10 protein-coding genes are annotated in these 19177 nt (G+C 69.7%); 5 read left to right on the plus strand and 5 right to left on the minus strand.

Annotation, left to right across the window (positions count from 1 at the left end):
* Window positions 1-35: 35 nt before the first annotated feature.
* Window positions 36-161 carry a hypothetical protein gene (locus WMF42_RS44705; RefSeq protein ID WP_437689395.1) on the minus strand — a complete coding sequence of 42 codons (126 nt, stop codon included), beginning with the start codon at window positions 159-161 and terminating at the stop codon, window positions 36-38.
* 149 nt (window positions 162-310) lie between these two features.
* On the opposite strand from WMF42_RS44705, the gene WMF42_RS44710 reads away from it, so the two are divergent.
* The 4 genes from WMF42_RS44710 to WMF42_RS44725 all read left to right on the plus strand — a co-directional run bounded on the left by WMF42_RS44710 (window position 311) and on the right by WMF42_RS44725 (window position 7900).
* Window positions 311-3397: an AAA family ATPase gene (locus WMF42_RS44710; RefSeq protein WP_061607730.1), complete on the plus strand. Its 3087-nt coding sequence runs from the start codon at window positions 311-313 to the stop codon at window positions 3395-3397.
* Between the two features lie 191 nt (window positions 3398-3588).
* Window positions 3589-5832 carry an SLC26A/SulP transporter family protein gene (locus WMF42_RS44715; RefSeq protein WP_437689397.1) on the plus strand — a complete coding sequence of 748 codons (2244 nt, stop codon included), beginning with the start codon at window positions 3589-3591 and terminating at the stop codon, window positions 5830-5832.
* A gap of 216 nt (window positions 5833-6048) precedes the next feature.
* Window positions 6049-7023, plus strand: a complete 975-nt coding sequence (locus WMF42_RS44720) for a polyamine ABC transporter substrate-binding protein (RefSeq protein WP_437689399.1) — start codon at window positions 6049-6051, stop codon at window positions 7021-7023.
* A gap of 289 nt (window positions 7024-7312) precedes the next feature.
* Window positions 7313-7900 (plus strand): GNAT family N-acetyltransferase, encoded by a 588-nt coding sequence (locus tag WMF42_RS44725; protein ID WP_063815758.1) that lies wholly within the window; start codon window positions 7313-7315, stop codon window positions 7898-7900.
* A gap of 523 nt (window positions 7901-8423) precedes the next feature.
* Here WMF42_RS44725 and WMF42_RS44730 read toward each other — a convergent pair.
* The 4 genes from WMF42_RS44730 to WMF42_RS44745 form a co-directional block, all read right to left on the minus strand.
* Entirely contained in the window at window positions 8424-11327 is a 2904-nt protein-coding gene (locus tag WMF42_RS44730; RefSeq protein WP_437689401.1) for a TonB-dependent receptor domain-containing protein, read from the minus strand.
* A gap of 694 nt (window positions 11328-12021) precedes the next feature.
* Window positions 12022-12849, minus strand: a complete 828-nt coding sequence (locus tag WMF42_RS44735; RefSeq protein WP_081426981.1) for an ABC transporter permease — start codon at window positions 12847-12849, stop codon at window positions 12022-12024.
* Window positions 12846-13739, minus strand: coding sequence for an ABC transporter permease (locus WMF42_RS44740; protein ID WP_061612217.1), 894 nt, complete (start codon window positions 13737-13739; stop codon window positions 12846-12848). The genes WMF42_RS44735 and WMF42_RS44740 overlap by 4 nt, the downstream gene beginning before the upstream one ends.
* On the minus strand, window positions 13732-14835 hold the full coding sequence (locus WMF42_RS44745; protein ID WP_437694446.1) for an ABC transporter ATP-binding protein: 1104 nt from the start codon (window positions 14833-14835) through the stop codon (window positions 13732-13734). Before WMF42_RS44745 ends, WMF42_RS44740 begins: the two co-directional genes overlap by 8 nt.
* A gap of 510 nt (window positions 14836-15345) precedes the next feature.
* Between WMF42_RS44745 and WMF42_RS44750 the strand changes: the two genes are divergently transcribed.
* Window positions 15346-19170, plus strand: a complete 3825-nt coding sequence (locus tag WMF42_RS44750) for a serine/threonine-protein kinase (RefSeq protein WP_437689404.1) — start codon at window positions 15346-15348, stop codon at window positions 19168-19170.
* The last annotated feature ends 7 nt before the right edge of the window (window positions 19171-19177 follow it).

Genomic DNA, 19177 nt, shown 5'->3' on the forward strand with positions numbered 1-19177 from the left:
GGCGATACTCCAGGCTCTCCGTCGAGGAGCACCCCTCACGAGGCGCCGGTGTGCCGTGTCCTGCGGAGCGCGCGCACGCTGGCCAGCCCGCGCAGCGTCGGGACCAGCCCGCGCAGCGTCGGGACCAGCCCGCGCAGCGTCGGGACCAGCCCGCGCAGCACCCGACGAGCGCCTCGTGCGCCGATGGGGCCGCCGATCGAAGATCCCCGTATTCATCTGTTCCCGCCGGCGGTAGACTCCAGGCTCTGCGTCCCGCAGACGCGCTTCCCAGGCCGATTCCAAGCGGGATCCGTTGCTGAGGAGCAAGGAAATGAACCCGCTCGTCCCCGACTTCATCATCCAGCAAGACGCTCTCGGCAACACCGAGGGCAGCTTCACGGGGGCGGTGCTGATGATCGACATCCCCGGCTTCACCGAGCTCACGGAGAAGCTGATGCAGCACGGGCGCGCGGGCGCGGAGACGCTCGCGGGCACGCTCCGGTACTACTTCGACCCGCTCATCGCCGCGGTCCACCACGCCGGAGGCTTCATCACGAACTTCGCGGGCGACGCGTTCACGGCGCTGTTCCAGGACACGCCGGACCGCAAGGTCGCGGAGTACGTGCTCGGCGCGGCGCTCTCGATGCGCGACCTGTTCGCGGAGCACCCCGAGCGCGACACGCCGTTCGGCAGCTTCCCGTTCTCGTTCCGGATGGGGCTGGCGTGGGGCTCGGTCGAGTGGGGCATCGTCCGCATCTCCCCGGAGCGCGCGTACTACCACTTCCACGGGCAGGCGCTCGCCGCGTGCGTCGCGATCGAGCGGCAAGCGCAGAAGGGGGACATCCTCCTCGACCGCGCGCTCTGCGATCGCATCCCGCCCGCGAGCGCGAAGTACCACGGCGAGGGCGTCTACAAGCTCGGCGACGTGCCGGCGCCCAGGATGCCGCAGGTCCCGAGGAACCCGCCGCGCGGCGAGGGCACCGCCTTCGTGGCGAGGGGCGTCGCGGACATGCCCCCGGAGGGCGAGTTCCGCAACGTCACGAGCGTCTTCCTCTCGTTCGAGCAGATCCCGAGCTTCGCGGAGCTCACGCGCCTCCTGCACGAGCTCTCGGAGCTGTACGGCGGCACCTTCACGGGCATCGACGCGGGCGATCTCGGCATCGCCGCGCTCATCCACTTCGGCGCGCCGATCACGCACGAGAACGACAACGATCGCGCGCTCGACTTCGCGCTGGAGCTGAAGAAGCGCGGCCTCCGGCAGATGCGCCTCCGCGCGGGGATCACGCGCGACGTCCGCTACGCCGGCTTCAACGGCGGCACCGAGCGGCACGAGTTCGCGTGCATCGGCCGCGCGACGAACCTCGCCGCGCGCCTCGTCGCGAAGGCCCCCTGGTCGGCGATCTGGGCCGACGAGCAGGTCTTCCGGGCCGGCGAGACGAGCTACCAGTGGACGACGGAGAACATCTTCCGGTTCAAGGGCTTCGATCTGCCCATCCTCGTCTACTCGCTCGAGCGGCGCCGCATCTCGGTCCAGAAGGAGTTCTACGACCTCGGCCTCATCGGCCGCGAGGCGGAGATCGAGCAGCTCGCGCGCTACGTCGGGCCGATCTTCGAGGGCAGGCCCGCCGGGATCACGTACATCGACGGCGAGCCGGGGCTCGGCAAGAGCTACCTCGTGCAGCGCTTCCGCCACCGGTGCGAGGAGCACCAGAGCGACCGGCCCTTCCTGTGGATCGACGCGCGCTGCGACCAGACGCTCCAGAGCTCGCTGAACGCGTTCGAGTTCGCGCTGAAGGAGTACTTCTGGGAGTCCTCCGCGCTCGGCAAGGAAGAGAAGCTCACCAACTTCGACGACGCGTTCGAGTACCTCCTCGAGCGGCTGCCCGAGAGCCAGGCCGCGCTGAAGCGCGAGCTGGAGCGCGCGCGCTCGGTGTTCGCGGCGCTGATCGGCATCCGCTGGGAGGACTCGCCGTACGAGCGCCTGCACCCGAAGCTCCGGTACACGAGCACGCTGTCGGCGCTCTCCTTCGTCTTCCTCGCCGAGGCGTCGCTCCAGCCGGTGATCCTCCACCTCGAGGACGCGCACTGGGCCGACGAGGACTCGCTCGAGGCGGTGCGCGTCATCGCGCGTGCGTGCAGGGGGCTGCCCATCGCGATCATCTGTACGACGCGGCGCAAGGACGACGGCACCCCGGTGCGCATCCCGCTCGACCCCGGGATCTCCGAGAAGGTGATCGAGCTGAAGCCGCTGCCGCGCGAGCAGCTCCTCGCGCTCGCTGTCCCGTTCTTCGGCGGCCCGATGCCGGACATGCTCGCGACGCTGCTCTGCGAGACCGCCGGCGGCAACCCGTTCTTCGCGCAGGAGATCCTCGCCTACTGGCTCGAGGACGGGCGCTACGGCTCGAGCTCGAGCTCCATCTCGATCTCGAACACGTTCATGCCGCCCAAGAACGTGAACAGCCTGCTCATCTCGCGGCTCGACCGGCTCGACGCGAAGGTGAAGCAGACGATCGTCGCCGCCGCCGTCCTCGGGCGCGAGTTCGACCTGCGCGTGCTCGCGCTGATGCTCCCCGACGCGTCGGTGCTCGAGGAGCACGTGCGCATCGGCGAGGCGCAGTGCATCTGGTCGCAGATGACGGAGCGGCGCTTTCAGTTCAGCAACGCGCTGCTCCGGAACGCCGCCTACGAGATGCAGTCCCGCGCGCGGCTGCAGGAGCTCCACCGGCTCGCCGCCGAGGCGATCGAGAGCCTCTACGGCGACGACCTCGAGGACCAGCTCGTGGCGCTCGGCCGGCACTGGCGGCGCGCGGGCAAGGTCGATCACGCGCGCCGCTACTTCCTCGCGGGCGCGCGGAAGGCGGCGGCGCGCTACGCGCACGAGGAGGCGACGCGGCTCTACCGCGTCTACTTCAAGCTGTCGCCGGAGCCGACGCCCGAGAGCGTCATCGTGCGCTACGAGTTCGCGCGCGACGTCCTCGAGGCGCGGAACCGGTACCAGGAGGCGCGGCAGGAGCACATCCGCGTGCTGACCGACGCGCAGAAGCTCGGCGATCGCGCGTCCGAGGCGCTCGGGTTCCTGGGCCTCGGCCGCACGCACTGGGCGATGCAGCAGCCGGACGACGCGCGCACGTACTGGGAAGAAGGGCTGCGCGCCGCGCGCGAGTCGGGCAACCTGCCGACCGAGGGGCTCACGCTCGCGAGCCTCGGGATGGCCTACGCCGTCCAGGGTCGGTATGATACCGCGCGGACGCTGTACACCCGCGCGATCGCCATCGAGCGGCAGATCGGGAACCGGCGCGAGGAGGCGAGGCTCCTCGCCGATTTCGCGAAGCTGCACCGGCTGAGCGGCCACCTCGGCGAGGCGGAGGCTCTGCAGGAGCAGGCCGCCGCGATCGAGCGTGAGCTGGGCGCCTCATGAGCCGGCGCGGGGGGCCGTGGCGCCCCCCGCCGGCCCCCTGAGCATCATCGTCGTCGCGATCGTCGCTGCCGCATACCTGCCCGGCGGCGAACTCGCTATGCTCGGCGCGTCCGGGGCGCGGCGCTAGCGCGCCTCGGGCCGAGAGCAGCGCGCGGGATTTCGCCACATCGTCCGAGAGGTCTCTCAAGAGCATGACACAGCAGGAAGCAGGGGACGTTGCGGAGCCGGTGCAGGTAGAGCAGCTCGGGAAGGGCAAGCGGCTCAAGCTGGTACAGGCGCTCCTGGCCGCTGCCGTCTCGGGGACGCTGGTCGTCACCTTCGACATCTCGCTGGCCGCGCTCGTGTTCACGCACGACTTCGCGGACCGCCTGTCGAAGGGGATCGGCATCTTCCTGATCAGCTCCGTCATCATCGGGGTGATCGTCGCCCTCCTCAGCTCGTTCCGGCCCGTCATCGCCGCGCCTCAGGAGGACGCCGCCGTCATTTTCGCCTCGATGGCCGCGGCGATCGCCGCGGGCGTCCACAGGATCGACCCGCACGCGGACGCGTTCCCGACGGTGATCGTCGCGATCGCGCTCACCTCGGTCGTCGCCGGTGGCTTCTTCTTGCTGCTCGGCCTGCTCCGCCTCGGCGTCCTCGTCCGCTTCATCCCTTATCCCGTGGCCGGCGGCTTCCTCGCCGGCGCCGGCTGGCTGCTCGTACTGGGGTCGCTGTCCGTCATGTCGGGCAAGCCCGCCACGCTGAAGACGCTGCCGAGCCTGTTCTCGAGCTCGCTGGACCAGTGTCTCACCGGCCTCCTGTTCGGCCTCCTGCTCGTGGCGCTGCTCCGGCGGTACTCGAACCTCCTGCTCCTGCCGATCCTGCTCCTCGGGTCGACCGGCGTCTTCTATCTCATCCTCTACATCTCCGACTCCGGCGTGGCGCAGGCGTTCTCGGACGGGTGGCTCCTCGGGCCGTTCCCGCGAGACGCGCTCTGGCCGCCCATCCAGGCCTCCGACCTCCAGCAGGTGAACTGGTCGGTCCTGGTCAAGGAAGGCGGTGGCAACATGGTGGCCGTCACGGTCATGGCGGCCATCACCGTGCTCCTGAGCGCGTCAGGCGTGGAGCTCGCCACCGAGCAGGAGATCGACCTCGATCGGGAGCTGCGCGCGACGGGCGTCGCGAACATCGTCGGGAGCGTCTTCGGGTGCGTCGTCGGGTACATGTCGATGCCCGAGTCGTCGATGAACTTCAAGACCGGCGCGAACACCCGCCTCGCGGGCATCTTCGCGGCGTCGGTCAGCGCGATCGTGCTGGTCATCGGCGCCGACGCGATCAGCTATTACCCGCGCCCCGTGCTCGGGGGGCTCATCGCTTATCTCGGCTTTCACTTCCTGATCAACACGCTGTACGAGGGCTATTTCCGGCTGCGCCGGACCGAGTACCTCGTCGTGGTGGTCATCCTCCTCGTCGTGGCCGTCTCGGACTTCCTCACCGGGGTCGCGGTGGGGCTCGGCGTGTCGCTCATCCTGTTCGCGCTCAGCTACAGCCGCATCGAGGTCATCCGCAACGCCATCTCCGGCCTGCACCTCCGCAGCAACGTGGCCCGCAGCGACGGCGAGGAGATGACGTTGATGGAGCGCGCCAAGCAGCTCTACATCCTCCAGCTCCAGGGCTACGTCTTCTTCGGGACGGCGTACAACCTGCTCACGAGCGCGCAGCAGCGCATCCAGAGCACGGACGCGGACATCCGGTATCTGCTCCTCGACTTCCGGCACGTCAACGGGCTCGACTCCTCGGCCATCGCCAGCTTCCTCCGGCTCCGCCGGCTCGCGAAGGCGCACGGGGTGAGGCTCATCCTCACCGAGGTGCCGGCGGACATCAGGAACCACCTCGAGCGCGGCGAGGTCGTGATCGAGAACGACGACGTGTGCCGCATCTACCCGGATCTGGACCGCGGCCTCGAGGCGTGTGAGAACGAGATCATCCAGGAGGCGCCCCCGAGCATGCTGCCGCCGCCCATGCTCTTCTACGACCTCCAGGATGTCTTCAACGGCAGGCCGGAGATGCTCCGCTTCCTTGGCTACCTGGAGCGGGTCGAGGCCCCGGCGGGGTTCGACCTGTTTCGGCAAGGGGACGTCTCCAAGGATCTATACCTTATCGAGAGCGGTGAGCTTACAGCGTGGCTGGAAATTGACGGGAAGAAGATCAAGCGGCTCCGCACCATGGGACCGGGCTCCGTCGTCGGCGAGTCCGGGCTGTACATGGGCGAGAAACGTTCGGCGACCGTGACGGCGAGCCGCCAGGCCACGCTCTACCGGCTCTCGGAGGAGGCGCTGCAGCGGCTCACCGCCGAAGCCCCGGAGCTGGCGGCCGCATTCCATCACTTCGTGGTTACGTTGCTTGCGCGCAGAATCGTCCACTCGACAGGTCCTGTCAAATCATTGTTCAACTAGAGCGACGAACGTCCGAGCACGCCGCGTTCCCGCAAGATGCCTTGAACAAGACGGAGAAAGGACTGACCGATGCAATACAGACGTAGACCCCTGGTGCTTGTTTCGATGCTGCTGGGGGCCCTTTCGCTTATCGCTTGCTCCAAGAAGGAGCCCGCGCCGACGGGTAAGGAGTCGGGCTCTGGCGCCAAAGCCGCGGCGCCCGCCGAAGTAGGCGAGTTGAACTTGCTGATCTTCCCGGACTACATCGATGAGAAGATCATCAAGGACTTCGAGGCGCAGACCAAGGCCCAGGTGCGGCTGACCCGGTACGACTCCACCGAGGAGATGGAGAGCAAGCTCGCGTACGCGGGCGCCGACAGCCAGTACGACGTCGTGATCATGGCCAGCCAGATCCTGCCCAGGATGGTGCGCCGCGGGCTCATCAGGCCGCTGGAGCACGCCCAGATCCCGAACCTCAAGAACCTGGAGCCGCGGTTCGCCGGGCCCGGGTTCGACGACGGGAACAAGCACGGCGTACCGTATCAGTGGGGCACCGTCGGCATCGTCTACAACAAGAAGAAGCTGCCCAGCCTCGACGCCTCGTGGTCGTCGCTGCTCGATCCGCAGAAGCTGGCGGGGACGTTCGTGCTGCTCGACGAGCAGCGGGACATGCTCGGGTCGGTGCTCAAGTACAAGGGGTACTCGAGCAACACCACGAACGCGAACGAGATCCGCGAGGCGGGCCGCGTCCTCAAGGACGTGAAGAAGCACCCGAAGTGCCTCGGCTTCAAGGGCGGCGTGGGCGCCATGGAGGACGTCAGGGCGGGCTCCGTGGACATGGCGGTCGTCTGGAACGGCGACGCGCAGAAGGCGATCGAGCAGGACAAGGAGCGCCTCGCCTTCGTGATCCCCAGGGAAGGCTCGGTCATCTGGGTCGACGTGATGACGATCGCGGCGAAGGCGCCTCACCCCGAGCTGGCCCACAAGTTCATCAATCACGTGCTCACGCCGGAGGGCGGCGCGCAGCTCTCGATGTACACGAAGTATGCGTCGCCCAACGCCGCGGCGCAGGGGAAGCTGCCGGACGCAGATCGGACGAACACGCTCATCTATCCGACGAAAGAGGTGTCGGATCGCCTGGAGCACCACCGCGACCTGGGTGAGGCAGCCAAGGTGTTTGACGAGGTGTGGACCGAAGTGAAGTCGCAGTGACGCCGACGCCGACGACCCATGGGAGCGCGACGCGCGACAGGGGTTCGAGGCGGCAGGTGCACCCACGTGTACTGACACACGACCTCTGTGAAGTTGCCTGTCTGACCGGCCGCGAGGAGCGGCGCGCGGGCTCTGCCGCACCTGGTGTGATGCGGAGGGCCCAGCGCGTGGCTGGCGCGCGGCTCGTCGTCGCGCGTGACGCGCACAATTCGGACGCACAGACGCCAGTTTGCGGCACCGCCTCGCGGAACGATGATAGGCTGGGCGTCATACCTGGGAGAATCCCCTGATGAGTAGCCCTCTCGATCTGCCGTTTGCCGTGCATCCCCGTATCGAGACCGAGCGCCTGATCTTGCGTGAGATCATAGAAGCCGACGCTGAAGCCTTGTTCTCCGTCTGCTCGGACGATGAGTGGCTGCGGCTCTGGGGTGCCCCCGTTCACAAGACGGTCGCCGACACGCGAAAAATGATCGGCATGCTCAAGCGCGCGCACCAGGAGGGCACGCAGCTCCGCTGGGGCATCTGCGTGCGCGGGGCGGAGCAACACCTGATCGGCGCCGTGGGGTTCTTCCGCTTCGTGCCGTATCACTACCGCGCCGAGATCACCTATGAGCAGGCGCGCACGGCGAGCGGCAAGGGGTACATGACCGAGGCGCTGCGCGCGATCGTGCGGTTCGGGTTCGAGCAGCTCGACCTGCACACGATCGAGGCGGGCATCGACCCCGAGCACGGGCCCTCGCTCAGGGTCGCCGAGCGGGTCGGGTTCCAACGAGAAGGGTACCTCCGGGAGAACTACTTCTTCCAGGGGAAGTTCTACGACACGATCCTGTGTACGATGTTCAGCCCCCGGCCGGCGCAGCGGCCTTACAACAAGTAGCGGGGACCTTCCGGCTCACGCTTGTGGCACGCCCCCCGAAGGGGTAGGTCGTCGCGTGGGGCAGGGGATGGACTGAACTCGCCTCGGACAAAGAGGCTCCAGCGTGCTCTGCACGCCGGAGCCTCTTCGTCATTTGGGCTCAGACAACAGCCCATCCCCCACCCCGCGCGACGACCTCCCCCTCCGGGGGCCCACGCTCGTTGGATGAAGGGTCCTGGTCGCCCAGGCGGCATCGGCTGGTCGCGCCGGCGGCATCTGCTGGTCGCGCCAGCGGCACCTGCCGGTCGCGCCGGCGGCATCTGCTGGTCGCCCAGGCGGCATCTGGTCGGCAGGCGCCGCTGCACGAGGCCTGTCGGCAGCCGGCGTCGTGTCGAGCGCAAGCCAACCTCCCGGACGCGCCGCTCGGGGCCGGGGGACAGCGGTGTGGCAACGATGGGGGAGACAAAAAGGCAACGCCCCTCCGCTGGAAGGGAGGGGCGCTGTCGTGCGTCGGGCCGGCTGGCGAGACCAGCGCCCGCGTTGCTCAGAGGTTCATGTTGAGCGAGGCGAGGAACGTACGGCCGTTCTGCGGGAACTTGGCGATTGTGTACTGCGCGGCCGTCGGGGCCGTCCAGCGCCAGTCGCCGACGTTGTAGACGCCGACGTTGTAGCGGAGCCCGCCGACATCCACCTGCCCGGAGAGGACGATGTCCCAGATCACGGACGGCTCGGTCTTGGTCTGCTTGATCTCGCTGGTCGCCCGGACATTGCGGTCGTAACGCGGTGCCTCGACCGTCAAGCGCGACGCCAGACCGAGCGCCTTCCCGAAGAGCGGCACCGCGCCGCGGACCGACCCCATGTGCTCCGGCGAGTTCGGGACCGCGCGCAGCTGGTTCACGCCAGCGTCCTCCAGGTACTGCGCCTTCGCGTAGGAGTACGAGACCGACGCCATCCACCCCTGGCGCCACTCGCGGCGAAGCTCCGCCTCGCCGCCGACCACCAGGATCGGATCCTCGGTGTTCTCGTAGCGCGTCGGATCCCCGACTGTCTGGGAGCCCTGCTGGAAGATCAGGTTGCTCAGGTGGTTCACGTACGCGGCGCCGAGCGCCGAGACCGTGGAGGAGAGGCGGTGCGTGAACTCGACCTCTCCCGACCAGACGCTCTCGGGCTCGAGCTTAGGCGAGGGCTTGTACCACTCCTCGTACCCGCCATCCGCCAGCGGCACGGCATACCCGTAGAACAGCTCCTGAATCGAGGGCGCGCGGAACGCGCGGCCTCCGGTGATCTTCAGATTGCCCCCCTCGTACGGCTTGACGATGAGCGCGATCCTGGGGCTCGGGACGGGCGTCGGGTCCTCCAGCGTCGAGTAGTAATCGAAGCGCGAGCCCGCCGAGATACGGAGCCGCTCCGACGGCGTGATGTCGACGAGCGCATATGCCGCCAGGATATTGTAGGGGTGTTCGTCGATACCGTCATCGCTCGAGTCACCCGGGAGAGGCAAGTACTGGAAGGGGAAGCAAACATCCTGGGAGGCGCAGGCAGTGTTTATGCCGGTCTGCTCGGCTGTGAAGTGGATCTGGGCCTCGGCGCCCGCCGTGATCTTGAGCTGCGGGATCGGGCTGAACTCGACCCGCTGCTCGGCGAGCAACCAGATGTCGTCGAACGTCTCCTTGTCATAGATCTGATTGAAGGTAGCATCGATGGAAGGAGGGTAGTACCAGAGCCTGTCCTCGAACTGGTACATGTTGATGCTCGCGCGGGTCAGCGTCGCGAGCTTGTCCCCGAAGCGCGGCGCGAGCGAGAGCTCGAGGAACCCGCGTGTGTCCTGGTAGAACGTGTTGTCGACGCCGAGCTGCGTCGTCGCGACGCCGTTGGGGACCGTCTTCGAGCGGGAGTTCAGGTACCACTGCGCCGAGAATGACTTCAGCCAGAGGCGCCCCTGGAGCGTACCCACGGTGAACTTGTCGTTATTCCGCGAGTGCCCGTCGAACCTGTAGCGCAGCGGGTCGTCCGGCGGAATCGGATCGCCCTCGTTCACAGGCTGAGGCCGGGGATCACTGGAGGTCGGATGATCCCTGTAATCGCCGAAGTAGTAGTCCCGCCCCAGGCTGCGCGCGGCGCCGACCGACATCCAGACGCCCGAGTCGCGCCCGAGCGGGAGCTGGAACGACGCGCGCCCACGGATGAGCGAGTTGTCGGCCGTGCCCACGCCGAGGCCCACGCTGGTCGCCGTCGGACGGCCCTTGGTCACGACGTTGACGACGCCGGAGAACGCGCCCGTACCGTAGAGCACCGAGCCGGGACCCCTCACGATCTCGATCCGCTCCACGTCCTCCAGGTCCGTCCGGGCCAGGTAATCGAAGTACGAAAGGTTGACCCAGCTGTCGTTCATCGAATGCCCGTTGAGCAGCGTGAGCATCCGGTTGCCGAAGTCGCCAGGCAGGTTGATCCCGCGGACGCCGGCGAAGGTGTAGACGCCGTCGTACGTCGTGTAGAGGCCGCGCACGCCCCTCAGGGCCTCCGCGACCGTGGGATACCCCATCGCGCGGAGCTCCTGCCCGGGGATGATGGTGACCGAGCCGGGGGCGTCTTCGACGGCCTCCGTCGAACGAGACGCGGCCTCGACCTCCTCGAGCTGGCGCAACGAGAGGTCGATCCGGGTCTGCTGGCTCGCCACGACGTTGACGACCTGCTCCACCGGGCGGAAGCCGCGCAGCGAGACGCGCACCCGGCGCTGGCCGCTCTGCACGTTGAGCACCGCCGGCGTGAAGCCCATCGGCTTGCCGTCGACCTCGACGAGCGCGTCGCGCTCGTCCGCGTTGACAACGAGGCTGCCGGTGAGCGGGTTCAGCCGGTACCGCGCGGGCACCGCCGTGCCGGCCGCGACGTTCACGTCCTGCTCCGACGGCTGATAACCCTCCTGCGACAGATAGAGGCGGTGACGGCCGGGAGGCAGCGTGAGATCGCACGGCGCGGTGCACGCCACCGGCCCGCTCGCGTCGTTGACCCTGACCTGCGTGCCCGCCGTCTCACCGACGACACGCACCGTGCCGACGATGCGCTTGAGCTTTATCGCGACGGTCGTCTGCTCGCCGGTCTTCGCCTCGACGTTCTCGACCTCCGCGGGCTCGTAGCCCTCGAGGTCGACGATGATCTTGTGCTTGCCGGGCTGGAAGCCGAGGAGGCGGGGCGTGTTGCCGCGACCGCCGAGATCGCGGCGGTTGATGTACACCGTCGCTCCAGGCGGGTCCGTCTGCACGTGGATGACGGCGACGTTGGGACGGATGCGCGCGAGCGCCTCCTCGATGGCGGGCCTGCGCGCCGCGTTGGGCTCCTGCTCGAGCGCCTGAACGTAGTAGCGGAACGCGTCCGGGTACTCCCCGAGCGCCTCGTACGTTCGAGCGATGTTGAAGATGACGTTGCGGTTCGGCACGAGCCGGTTCGACACCAGGAAGTGCTCCAGGGCGCCCCGGTAATCGCGCTGTGAGTACCGGTCGGTGGCGATCCTGAAGTGTAGATCGGCCTCATCGGCCAGATCGTCCGCCCAGGCAGGCCGACCGGAGAATGTGAGGAGTGAAACGAGTATGAGTAGGAGTGCGGAGCGACGAAAGCTCATCTTTCGATCTCGATTCCCAACGGTCGAAGTGGAGCGGAATGCGCCGCCGCCGGGTCCAGCAGTCACGCCGAGACACGGCGAGCTTGGGACGAACAGCCGCATTGCCAGGTCAGCTTACCGTAAGCCGTGAGCCGATCCAACCTGTTCGCACAAGCCCCCGATGCCCCGAGGTCCACGTGGACCTCGCTGTGTAGGCGCCCTGCGCGGAGCGCATACAGAGTGAGCGGCGCCGAGGGCGCCGCGCGCGTGGATCTCCCCGGAACCGTTCGCGTCTGCGCGCGCAGGGAGCCAGGCGCGCGAGCTCGGGCTTGCCCGCTCGCGCCGCGCCGGAGGCCCGCTCCCGCCGCGGTCGCCGAGGGCTGGATGACGTCGCCGCCGCGGCCGCGACGCGGCGCCGCGCGATCGCGCCGGCGCCTGGCTCTCTCGCGCGGGCCTTCGCGCCGCGCGTTCTCGGTCGCCGCGTCGCCGCGGCGCGCCCCTCATCGGGCGCGCGCCGCACCCCCGCGCCCGGCCGCGCCGCGCCGGCTCAATCGTGTCTCCAGCGGGTCAGCCGCTCGAGCATCATGATGAACACGATGACGCCGAACACGAGGATCGTTGAGATCGCGAACAGGTCGGTCCGCATGCCTCGCACCTGAGAGTGGTAGACGAAGAGCGGGAGCGTCACCGAGCGCGGGCCGGACGTGAAGAAGCTGATCACGAAGTCGTTGAGCGACATCGTGAATGCCAGCATGGCGCCCCCCACGATGGCCGGCCACAAAAGCGGGAGCGTGACCCGCCGGAAATGGGTCCAGGGCGACGCGTAGAGGTCCATCGCGGCCTCGCTCAGCGTCGGTCCGATGGAGATGAGGCGGCTGCGGACGATGAGCGTGACGAACGCGATCTCGAACGTCACGTGGCCGATGATCATCGTCGTCATGCCGAGGTCGAACCAGTCCACCACCCGGCGGAGCAGGTTGAACGCCATCACCAGCACCGCGGCGAACGTGATGTCCGGCGCGACCGCCGGGATGTCCACGATCGACTCGAGCATGCGATTCACGGAGCCCGGCCACGGAAAGCGCATCCCGAGCGCGAGCAGCGTCCCGAGGATCGTCGAGATGAGCGTGGAGGCGCCGCCGAGCAGCAGCGTGTTCACGGCCACCTCGCGGATCTCCCTGGCGCGCCGGCTGGTCTCGGGATCGGCGAAGAGCTCGAGGTACCAGCGCACCGAGAAGCCCGTCCAGACCAGGCCCCGCTCCGCGGCGTTGAACGAGTAGATGGCCACCGCGAGGAGCGGCAGGTAGAGGAGCCCGAAGCCGAAGAAGGCGGCCAGGGTCGTCAGCGCGCGCCAGGGACCGCGGCCGCCGCTCACAGGAGCTCCACGGAGCGCCCATTCCGGCGGTACAGGGAGACCCCGCCCAGCGTCAGGATGATGAGCAACAGGCTCAGCGCCGCTCCATAGGGGATGTTCCGGCCCGGGCCGAACTGGTGCTGGATCAGGTTCCCTATGAGCCAGTGCTTCGCGCCGCCGAGCATGTCGCTCACCACGAAGACGCTCATCGCGGGGACGAACGTCAGGATCACGGCGACGCTGAGCCCGGGCAGGGTCTGGGGCAAGACCGCCGCGAAGAACACGCGGAGCCGCGAGGCGTAGAGGTCCTGCGCCGCCTCGACGAGCGACCAGTCCAGGCGGTCGATGCTCGTGTAGAGGGGGATCACCGCGAACGGCAGCGAGGCGGCGACGAGGCCCAGCGTGACAGCGGTCCAGCTCGGATAGATGTCGCGGCCGGGGTCGATCCAGCCGAGCCAGGCGGCCACCTTGGCGGGCAGGAGCTGCGCCGACAGGAGGAGCTTCCAGCTGAACGTGCGGATCACGAGGTTCGTGCAGAGCGGGACGAAGATGGTCGCGAGCCAGAAGAACCGCCGGCGCTGCGAGCCGCGGGCGATGAAGAAGCCCATCGGATACGCGAGCATCACCGAGGCGGACGTCGCGACCATCGCGAGGACGACGCTCCTGATGAGGATACGCGCGTTCTCGCCCGACGCGGAGCCGAAGATGCGCGCGAACGACTCGATCGTCAGCTCCCAGATCAGGGCGCCGTCCGCGTCGCGCTTCACGAACGACACGACGAGGAGCGCGAGGCTCGGCAAGAGGAGGAACAGCGAGAGCCAGGAGACGCCGGCCGCGATGAAGAGGGACCCCCGCGCGAGGAGCCTGCGCCGCGTCGTCAGCTGGCCGAACCAGACCGTGGGCTCAGTCACTGAGCACCTCGAGCCGCTCCGCGGGCAGGGCGAGCCAGACCGACGAGCCGGGCGTGAGCCGCGAGCGGGGGCTGAGCTGCACGCGCAGCGGCCCGGGCTCGATGATGAGCTCGACGTGGTCGCCGCGATAGAAGCTCTCCCGCACGACGCCGCGCACGCCGTTCTCCGGCGGCTCGGTCTCGCAGAGCTCGATCCACTCGGGGTGGATCGCGAGCGTGCCGAACTCCCACTGAGGCGTGGTCTGGACCCTCAGCGCGCCCACCGTGGTGAAGACGAGCGTGGCGCCGACCCGCTGGGCCGAGATGATGTTGGCGGCGCCGAAGAACTCGGCGGCGAAGCGGCTCTGGGGCCGCTCGTACACCTCGGCCGTCGCGCCCTGCTGCTCGATGCGGCCCTTGTTCATGAGCACGATCCGGTCCGAGACGGTCATCGCCTCGTCCTGATCGTGAGTGACGAGCACGAACGTCTTCCCGAGCGCGCGCTGGAGGCGGCGCAGATCGAGCTGCACCTCGGCGCGCAGCTTCGCGTCGAGGGCGGACATCGGCTCGTCGAGCAGCAGCACCTCAGGCTCGTTGACGACCGCCCGCGCGAGCGCGACTCTCTGCTTCTGACCGCCCGAGATCTGGTGCGGGTACCTCTCCGCGAGATCATCGAGCTTGAGCATCGAGAGGCTCGAACGCACGCGCTCGAGCACCTCGGCGTCCGGGAATTTGCGCGACCTCAGCCCGAAGGCCACGTTCTCCAACACGGTGAGATGCGGGAACAGCGCGTAGTTCTGGAACACCGTGTTCACCGGCCTGCGGTTCGCCGGCAGGTGGTCAACCGCCCTGCCGGCGAGGAGGATGCGCCCCCGGTCGGAGCGATCGAGCCCCGCGATGATGCGGAGCAGCGTCGTCTTTCCGCAGCCGGAAGGCCCGAGGAGCGTCACGAACTCGCCGGCCTCCGCCTTGAACGACACGTCGTTCAATATCTGTGTCTTACCGAAGCTCTTGCTGACACTCTCTACAACGAGGCTGCATCCCGGGGTGTGCTCGGCCGCGCTCTCGGTCGGGGGCGCTGTGCTGCGTCGCGCCGACGACGAGAAGAAGTCTCTCAACCTCTGGATCACCCCAGCAAACCCTTCGCGCGTGGCGCTCTCGGAACCGCTTCCGAAGCCTCGGAGCGTACTACGCAGACCATGATGCCCTCCCGTTGTCAACTGGGTGCGCGCCGGGCTGACCGGCTGAGCGGCACGCACCGGCCGGGCTCTTTTCGCTCGCAGGCCCGGTACGCTACCGCCCTTCCCCTGGGGGTGCCACCTTTCTGCCGATCCTGTTCGCAGCGTCACGCGCGCCCCCGTCCAGGCCCCGAGCGCGCCCGCGCGCGGCCCGCGCGCGCCCCACGGCCCGCCGCGCCCAACGCGCTCTCCCCTGCCTCACGCGCCCAGCGCCGAGCCCAGCGGCCTCCGACGCGCCCTGCCGGCCCTGCGCGCGCTCCTTCGCGCTCCTTCGCGCTCCCTGGGCGCTTCTACGTGCTTCCACGCGCATCTGCGCGCATCCGCGCGCTTCCACGCGCCACCACGCACTGCTTGCCACCGCCCGGCGCCGGTGATTTCTTGGTCCCACGCATGGGCCTGAGGAACGCGAGACCCGAGTTCGGAGGCACGCGTCGCTTCCAGGTCGTTCGCGTCGTGGGCGTCGGCGGGATGGGGGTTGTCTACGAGGCCTTCGATCGCGAGCGGAAGGGGCGCGTCGCGCTCAAGATCCTCCGGAATCTGAGCGCCGAGGCGCGCCTCCGCTTCAAGAACGAGTTCCGCACGCTTCAGGACATCCAGCACCCCAACCTGGTCAGCCTCGGCGAGCTCCACGAGGAAGAGGGGCAGCTCTTCTTCACCATGGAGCTCATCCGCGGTGTCGATTTCGTCGTGCACGTGCGCCTCCACGAGGAGGGCGACGCCGGGCCGCAGGGCGAGCCCGCCGGCGGCGGGCGGCGCTCCACCCTGCCGTCGAGCCCCCTGTGGTCCGCCCAGGCCCTCGCCTCGGAGGAGCAGCCGCGCATCAAGCGCCCCTTCCACGAGGCCCGCCTCCGCTCGGCGCTGGCGCAGCTCGCCCAGGGGCTCGCGGCGGTGCACGCGGCCTACAAGGTTCACCGCGACATCAAGCCTTCGAACGTGCTCGTCACCGCGGAAGGGCGGGTGGTCGTCCTCGACTTCGGGTTCGTCGCCGACGCGAGCGGCACAGGCCGCGAGCGCGCCGTCGTGGGGACCCTCCACTACATGGCGCCCGAGCAGGCCGAGGCGAAGGCGGCCGGGCCCGAGGCGGATATCTACAGCGTGGGGGTCATGCTCTACCTCGCGCTGACCGGGGTCTACCCGTTCCAGATGGCGCCCAAGGCGACGCTCGACATGATGCGGCGGGCCGAGCCCCCGCCGCCGAGCCGGCTCGTCGAGGACATGCCGCCGGACATCGACGAGCTCTGCGTCGACATGCTCCGCATCGACCCCGCCGCCCGACCCACAGCGCGCGACGTGCTGCGGCGGCTGCGCGTGCAGGAGCTCATCGAGGAGCCGCCGGTCCTCTCGCAGCGCATCGGCTTCGTCGGCCGCCAGAGCGAGCTCGCCGCGCTCGAGGGCGCGTTCGCGGAGGCCAGGATGGGGCGCGCTGTCACCCGGTTCATCGAGGGCGAGTCGGGCGTCGGCAAGAGCGCGCTCCTCCGCCGATTCCTGGAGCGCATCGACAAGGAGGCGCTCGTCCTCGCGGGGCGCTGCTACGAGCGCGAGGCGGTCCCCTACAAGGCGGTGGACGAGCTCATCGACGCGCTGAGCCGGCACCTCGCGCGCCGCCCTCCCGAGGAGATCAAGGCGCTCTTGCCGCCCAACGCGGGCCTGCTCGGCACGGTGTTCCCGGTGCTCCGGACGGTCCCCGCGATCACCGAGGCGCGCGCGCGGCGCAAGGCGATCGACCCGCCCGAGATCCGCGCGCTCGTCTTCGCCGCGCTCCGGGAGCTGCTCGGCCGGCTCGCCGCCGAGCGGCCGCTCGTGCTCGCGATCGACGATCTCCAGTGGGCCGACGCCGACAGCATCGCGCTCCTCTCGGAGGTGATGCGCCCGTGGACCGAGGCCGACCTCGTCGCCGCGAGCAGGCCGGGCTCGTTCCCGGGGCTCGACGGCCCCGCAACGGGCGCGCCGTTCGACCCCTCGCGCCCGCGGGCGATGATGCTCGTGGCGGCGGTGCGGACCGCCTCGGAGACGGCGCCGCCGCTGTCGCGGCAGATCGGCGTGCCGGCCGAGACGCTCGGGCACATCATCCTCCACCGCCTGTCGCTCGCCGAGGCGCAGGAGCTCTGCGCGCTGCTGCTCCGGGGCGCGCCGGCCGGCCGCCCGCTCAGCATCGAGGCGATCGCGCAGGAGGCCGGCGGCCACCCGCTCTTCATCGACGCCCTCCTGCGCCACCGCATGGCGCAGGACACCGACAGCGGGCCGGTGCGCCTCGACGACGTCCTCTGGGCGCGCATCAGCCGGCTGGACCCGCGGGCGCGCCAGCTCCTCGAGCTCGTCGTGTGCGCCGGCTCGCCGGTGCTGACGTCGGTCGCCGCGCACGCCATGGCCGCGGACTTCTCGGAGCTCACGCGGGTGCTCTCGGCCCTGCGCGCGGCGAACCTCGTGCGGACCGGCGGCTCGGGCCAGGACGAGTTCGTGGAGCCGTTCCACAACCGCATCCGCGAGACGGTGACGACCCGGCTCGACGAGCCGACGTCGCGGAGCTGGCACGGCCGGCTCGCCCTGGCGCTCGAGGCCTCCGGGCGCGCGGAGCTCGAGGCGCTGGCCGAGCACTGGCGCGCGGCCGGCGACGCCGAGCGCGCCGCCGGCTACGCGGTGCGCGCCGGCGAGCAGGCCGAGGCCGCGTTCGCGTTCGACCACGCGGCGCGCCTCTACCGCATGGCGATCGATCTCCACCTCCCCGGCGGGGCGGAGCGGCGGGTCGTGCTCGCCAAGCTCGGCGACGCGCTGAGCAGCGCCGGCCGCGGCGCCAAGGCCGCCGAGGCCTACATGGCCGCGAGCGACGGCGCCCCGGAGGCGGAGGCGATCGATCTCGGGCGCCGCGCCGCGGAGAACCTGCTCCGCGCCGGCTACGTCGACGCCGGCATGGCGGGCCTGCGCTCGGTGCTCGGCGCGGTCGGCATGCAGGTGCCGAAGACGCCCGAGCTCGCTGTCGCGTCGCTGATGCTGCGGCGGGCGCAGGTGCGCCTGCGCGGGCTGAACTTCGTCGAGCGCCCCGCCGACGAGGTCTCGCCCGAGGATCTCATGCGCATCGACGTCTGCTGGTCGGCGGCGATGGGCCTCGCGATCGTCGACCCCACGCGCGGCGCCGACTTCCAGGCGCGCAACCTGCTGCTCTCCCTCAAGGCAGGCGAGCCGTACCGCGTGACCCGCGCCCTCGCCTTCGAGGCGACCTACCTCGCGATCGACGGCGGCCCTTCCGCCTCCCGCGTCGCCGACCTGCTCTCGACGGCGAGCGCGATCGCCGCGCGCATCGGCCGGCCGCACGCGCTCGGCCTCGTCGGCTTCGTCGGCGGCGTCACGGCCACGCTCTTCGGCCGCTGGCAGCAGGGCGCGGCCGATCTCGACCGTGCAGATGTCATTTTCCGTGAACGCTGTACCGGCGTGACGTGGGAGCGGAGCTGGGCGCACACGTTCTCGGTCTGGGCGCTCTGGTACGGCGGCGAGACGCGCGAGTTCATGCGCCGTGTCCCCATGTACCTGCAGGCGGCCGACGAGCGCGGCGACCGTTATCTGGCCACGAGCCTGCGCTCCTCGCAGAGCAACGCCTACTGGCTTGTCGGCGACGATCCCGACGCCGCGCAGCGCCAGGCGCAGGACGCGATCCGGAGCTGGTCCAAGGCGGGCTTCCAGCTCCAGAGCTACTTCGACCTCGTCGCCCGCGCGCACATCGGCCTGTACCGGGGCGAGGGCGAGGCGACGCACCGCCTCTTCGCCGAGCAGCGCTCGGGCATCGAGAGCTCGCTCGCGCTGCGCATCCAGGCCGTGCGCATCATCATCACGCACCTCCGGGCCTGCGCCGCCGTCGCCGCCGCCGTCGCCGCGCCGTCCGACGCCGAGTCGTTCCACGACGAGGCGATCCGCGCTGCCCGCAAGCTCGACGCCGAGCACATGCCCTGGGCCGACCCGCTCGCCGCGTCCGTGCGCGCCGCCGTCTCCGCCGCGCGCGGCGAGGCCGAGGCGGCGCTCCAGTCGCTCGCCGACGCCGTGCGCGGCTTCGAGTCCGCCGGCATGGCGCTCCACGCCGCCGCCGCCCGCCGCCGCCACGGCGAGCTGCTCCAGGGCGACGACGGCCGCGCCGCCGTCGCCGCGGCGAACGCCTGGATGCACGACCAGGGCATCGTGAGCCCGGACCGCATGACGAGGATGCTCCTGCCCGGCTTCTCAGCCTAGCGTCGCC

The organism is Sorangium sp. So ce176, from assembly GCF_051519835.1.
Taxonomy (GTDB): Bacteria; Myxococcota_A; Polyangia; order Polyangiales; family Polyangiaceae; genus Sorangium; species Sorangium cellulosum_G.

Coding starts and splice junctions, on each gene's coding strand:
- WMF42_RS44750 (WP_437689404.1), top strand. CDS start 15,346: ATGGGCCTGAGGAACGCGAGACCCGAGTTCGGAGGCACGCGTCGCTTC.
- WMF42_RS44725 (WP_063815758.1), top strand. CDS start 7,313: ATGAGTAGCCCTCTCGATCTGCCGTTTGCCGTGCATCCCCGTATCGAG.
- WMF42_RS44710 (WP_061607730.1), top strand. CDS start 311: ATGAACCCGCTCGTCCCCGACTTCATCATCCAGCAAGACGCTCTCGGC.
- WMF42_RS44715 (WP_437689397.1), top strand. CDS start 3,589: ATGACACAGCAGGAAGCAGGGGACGTTGCGGAGCCGGTGCAGGTAGAG.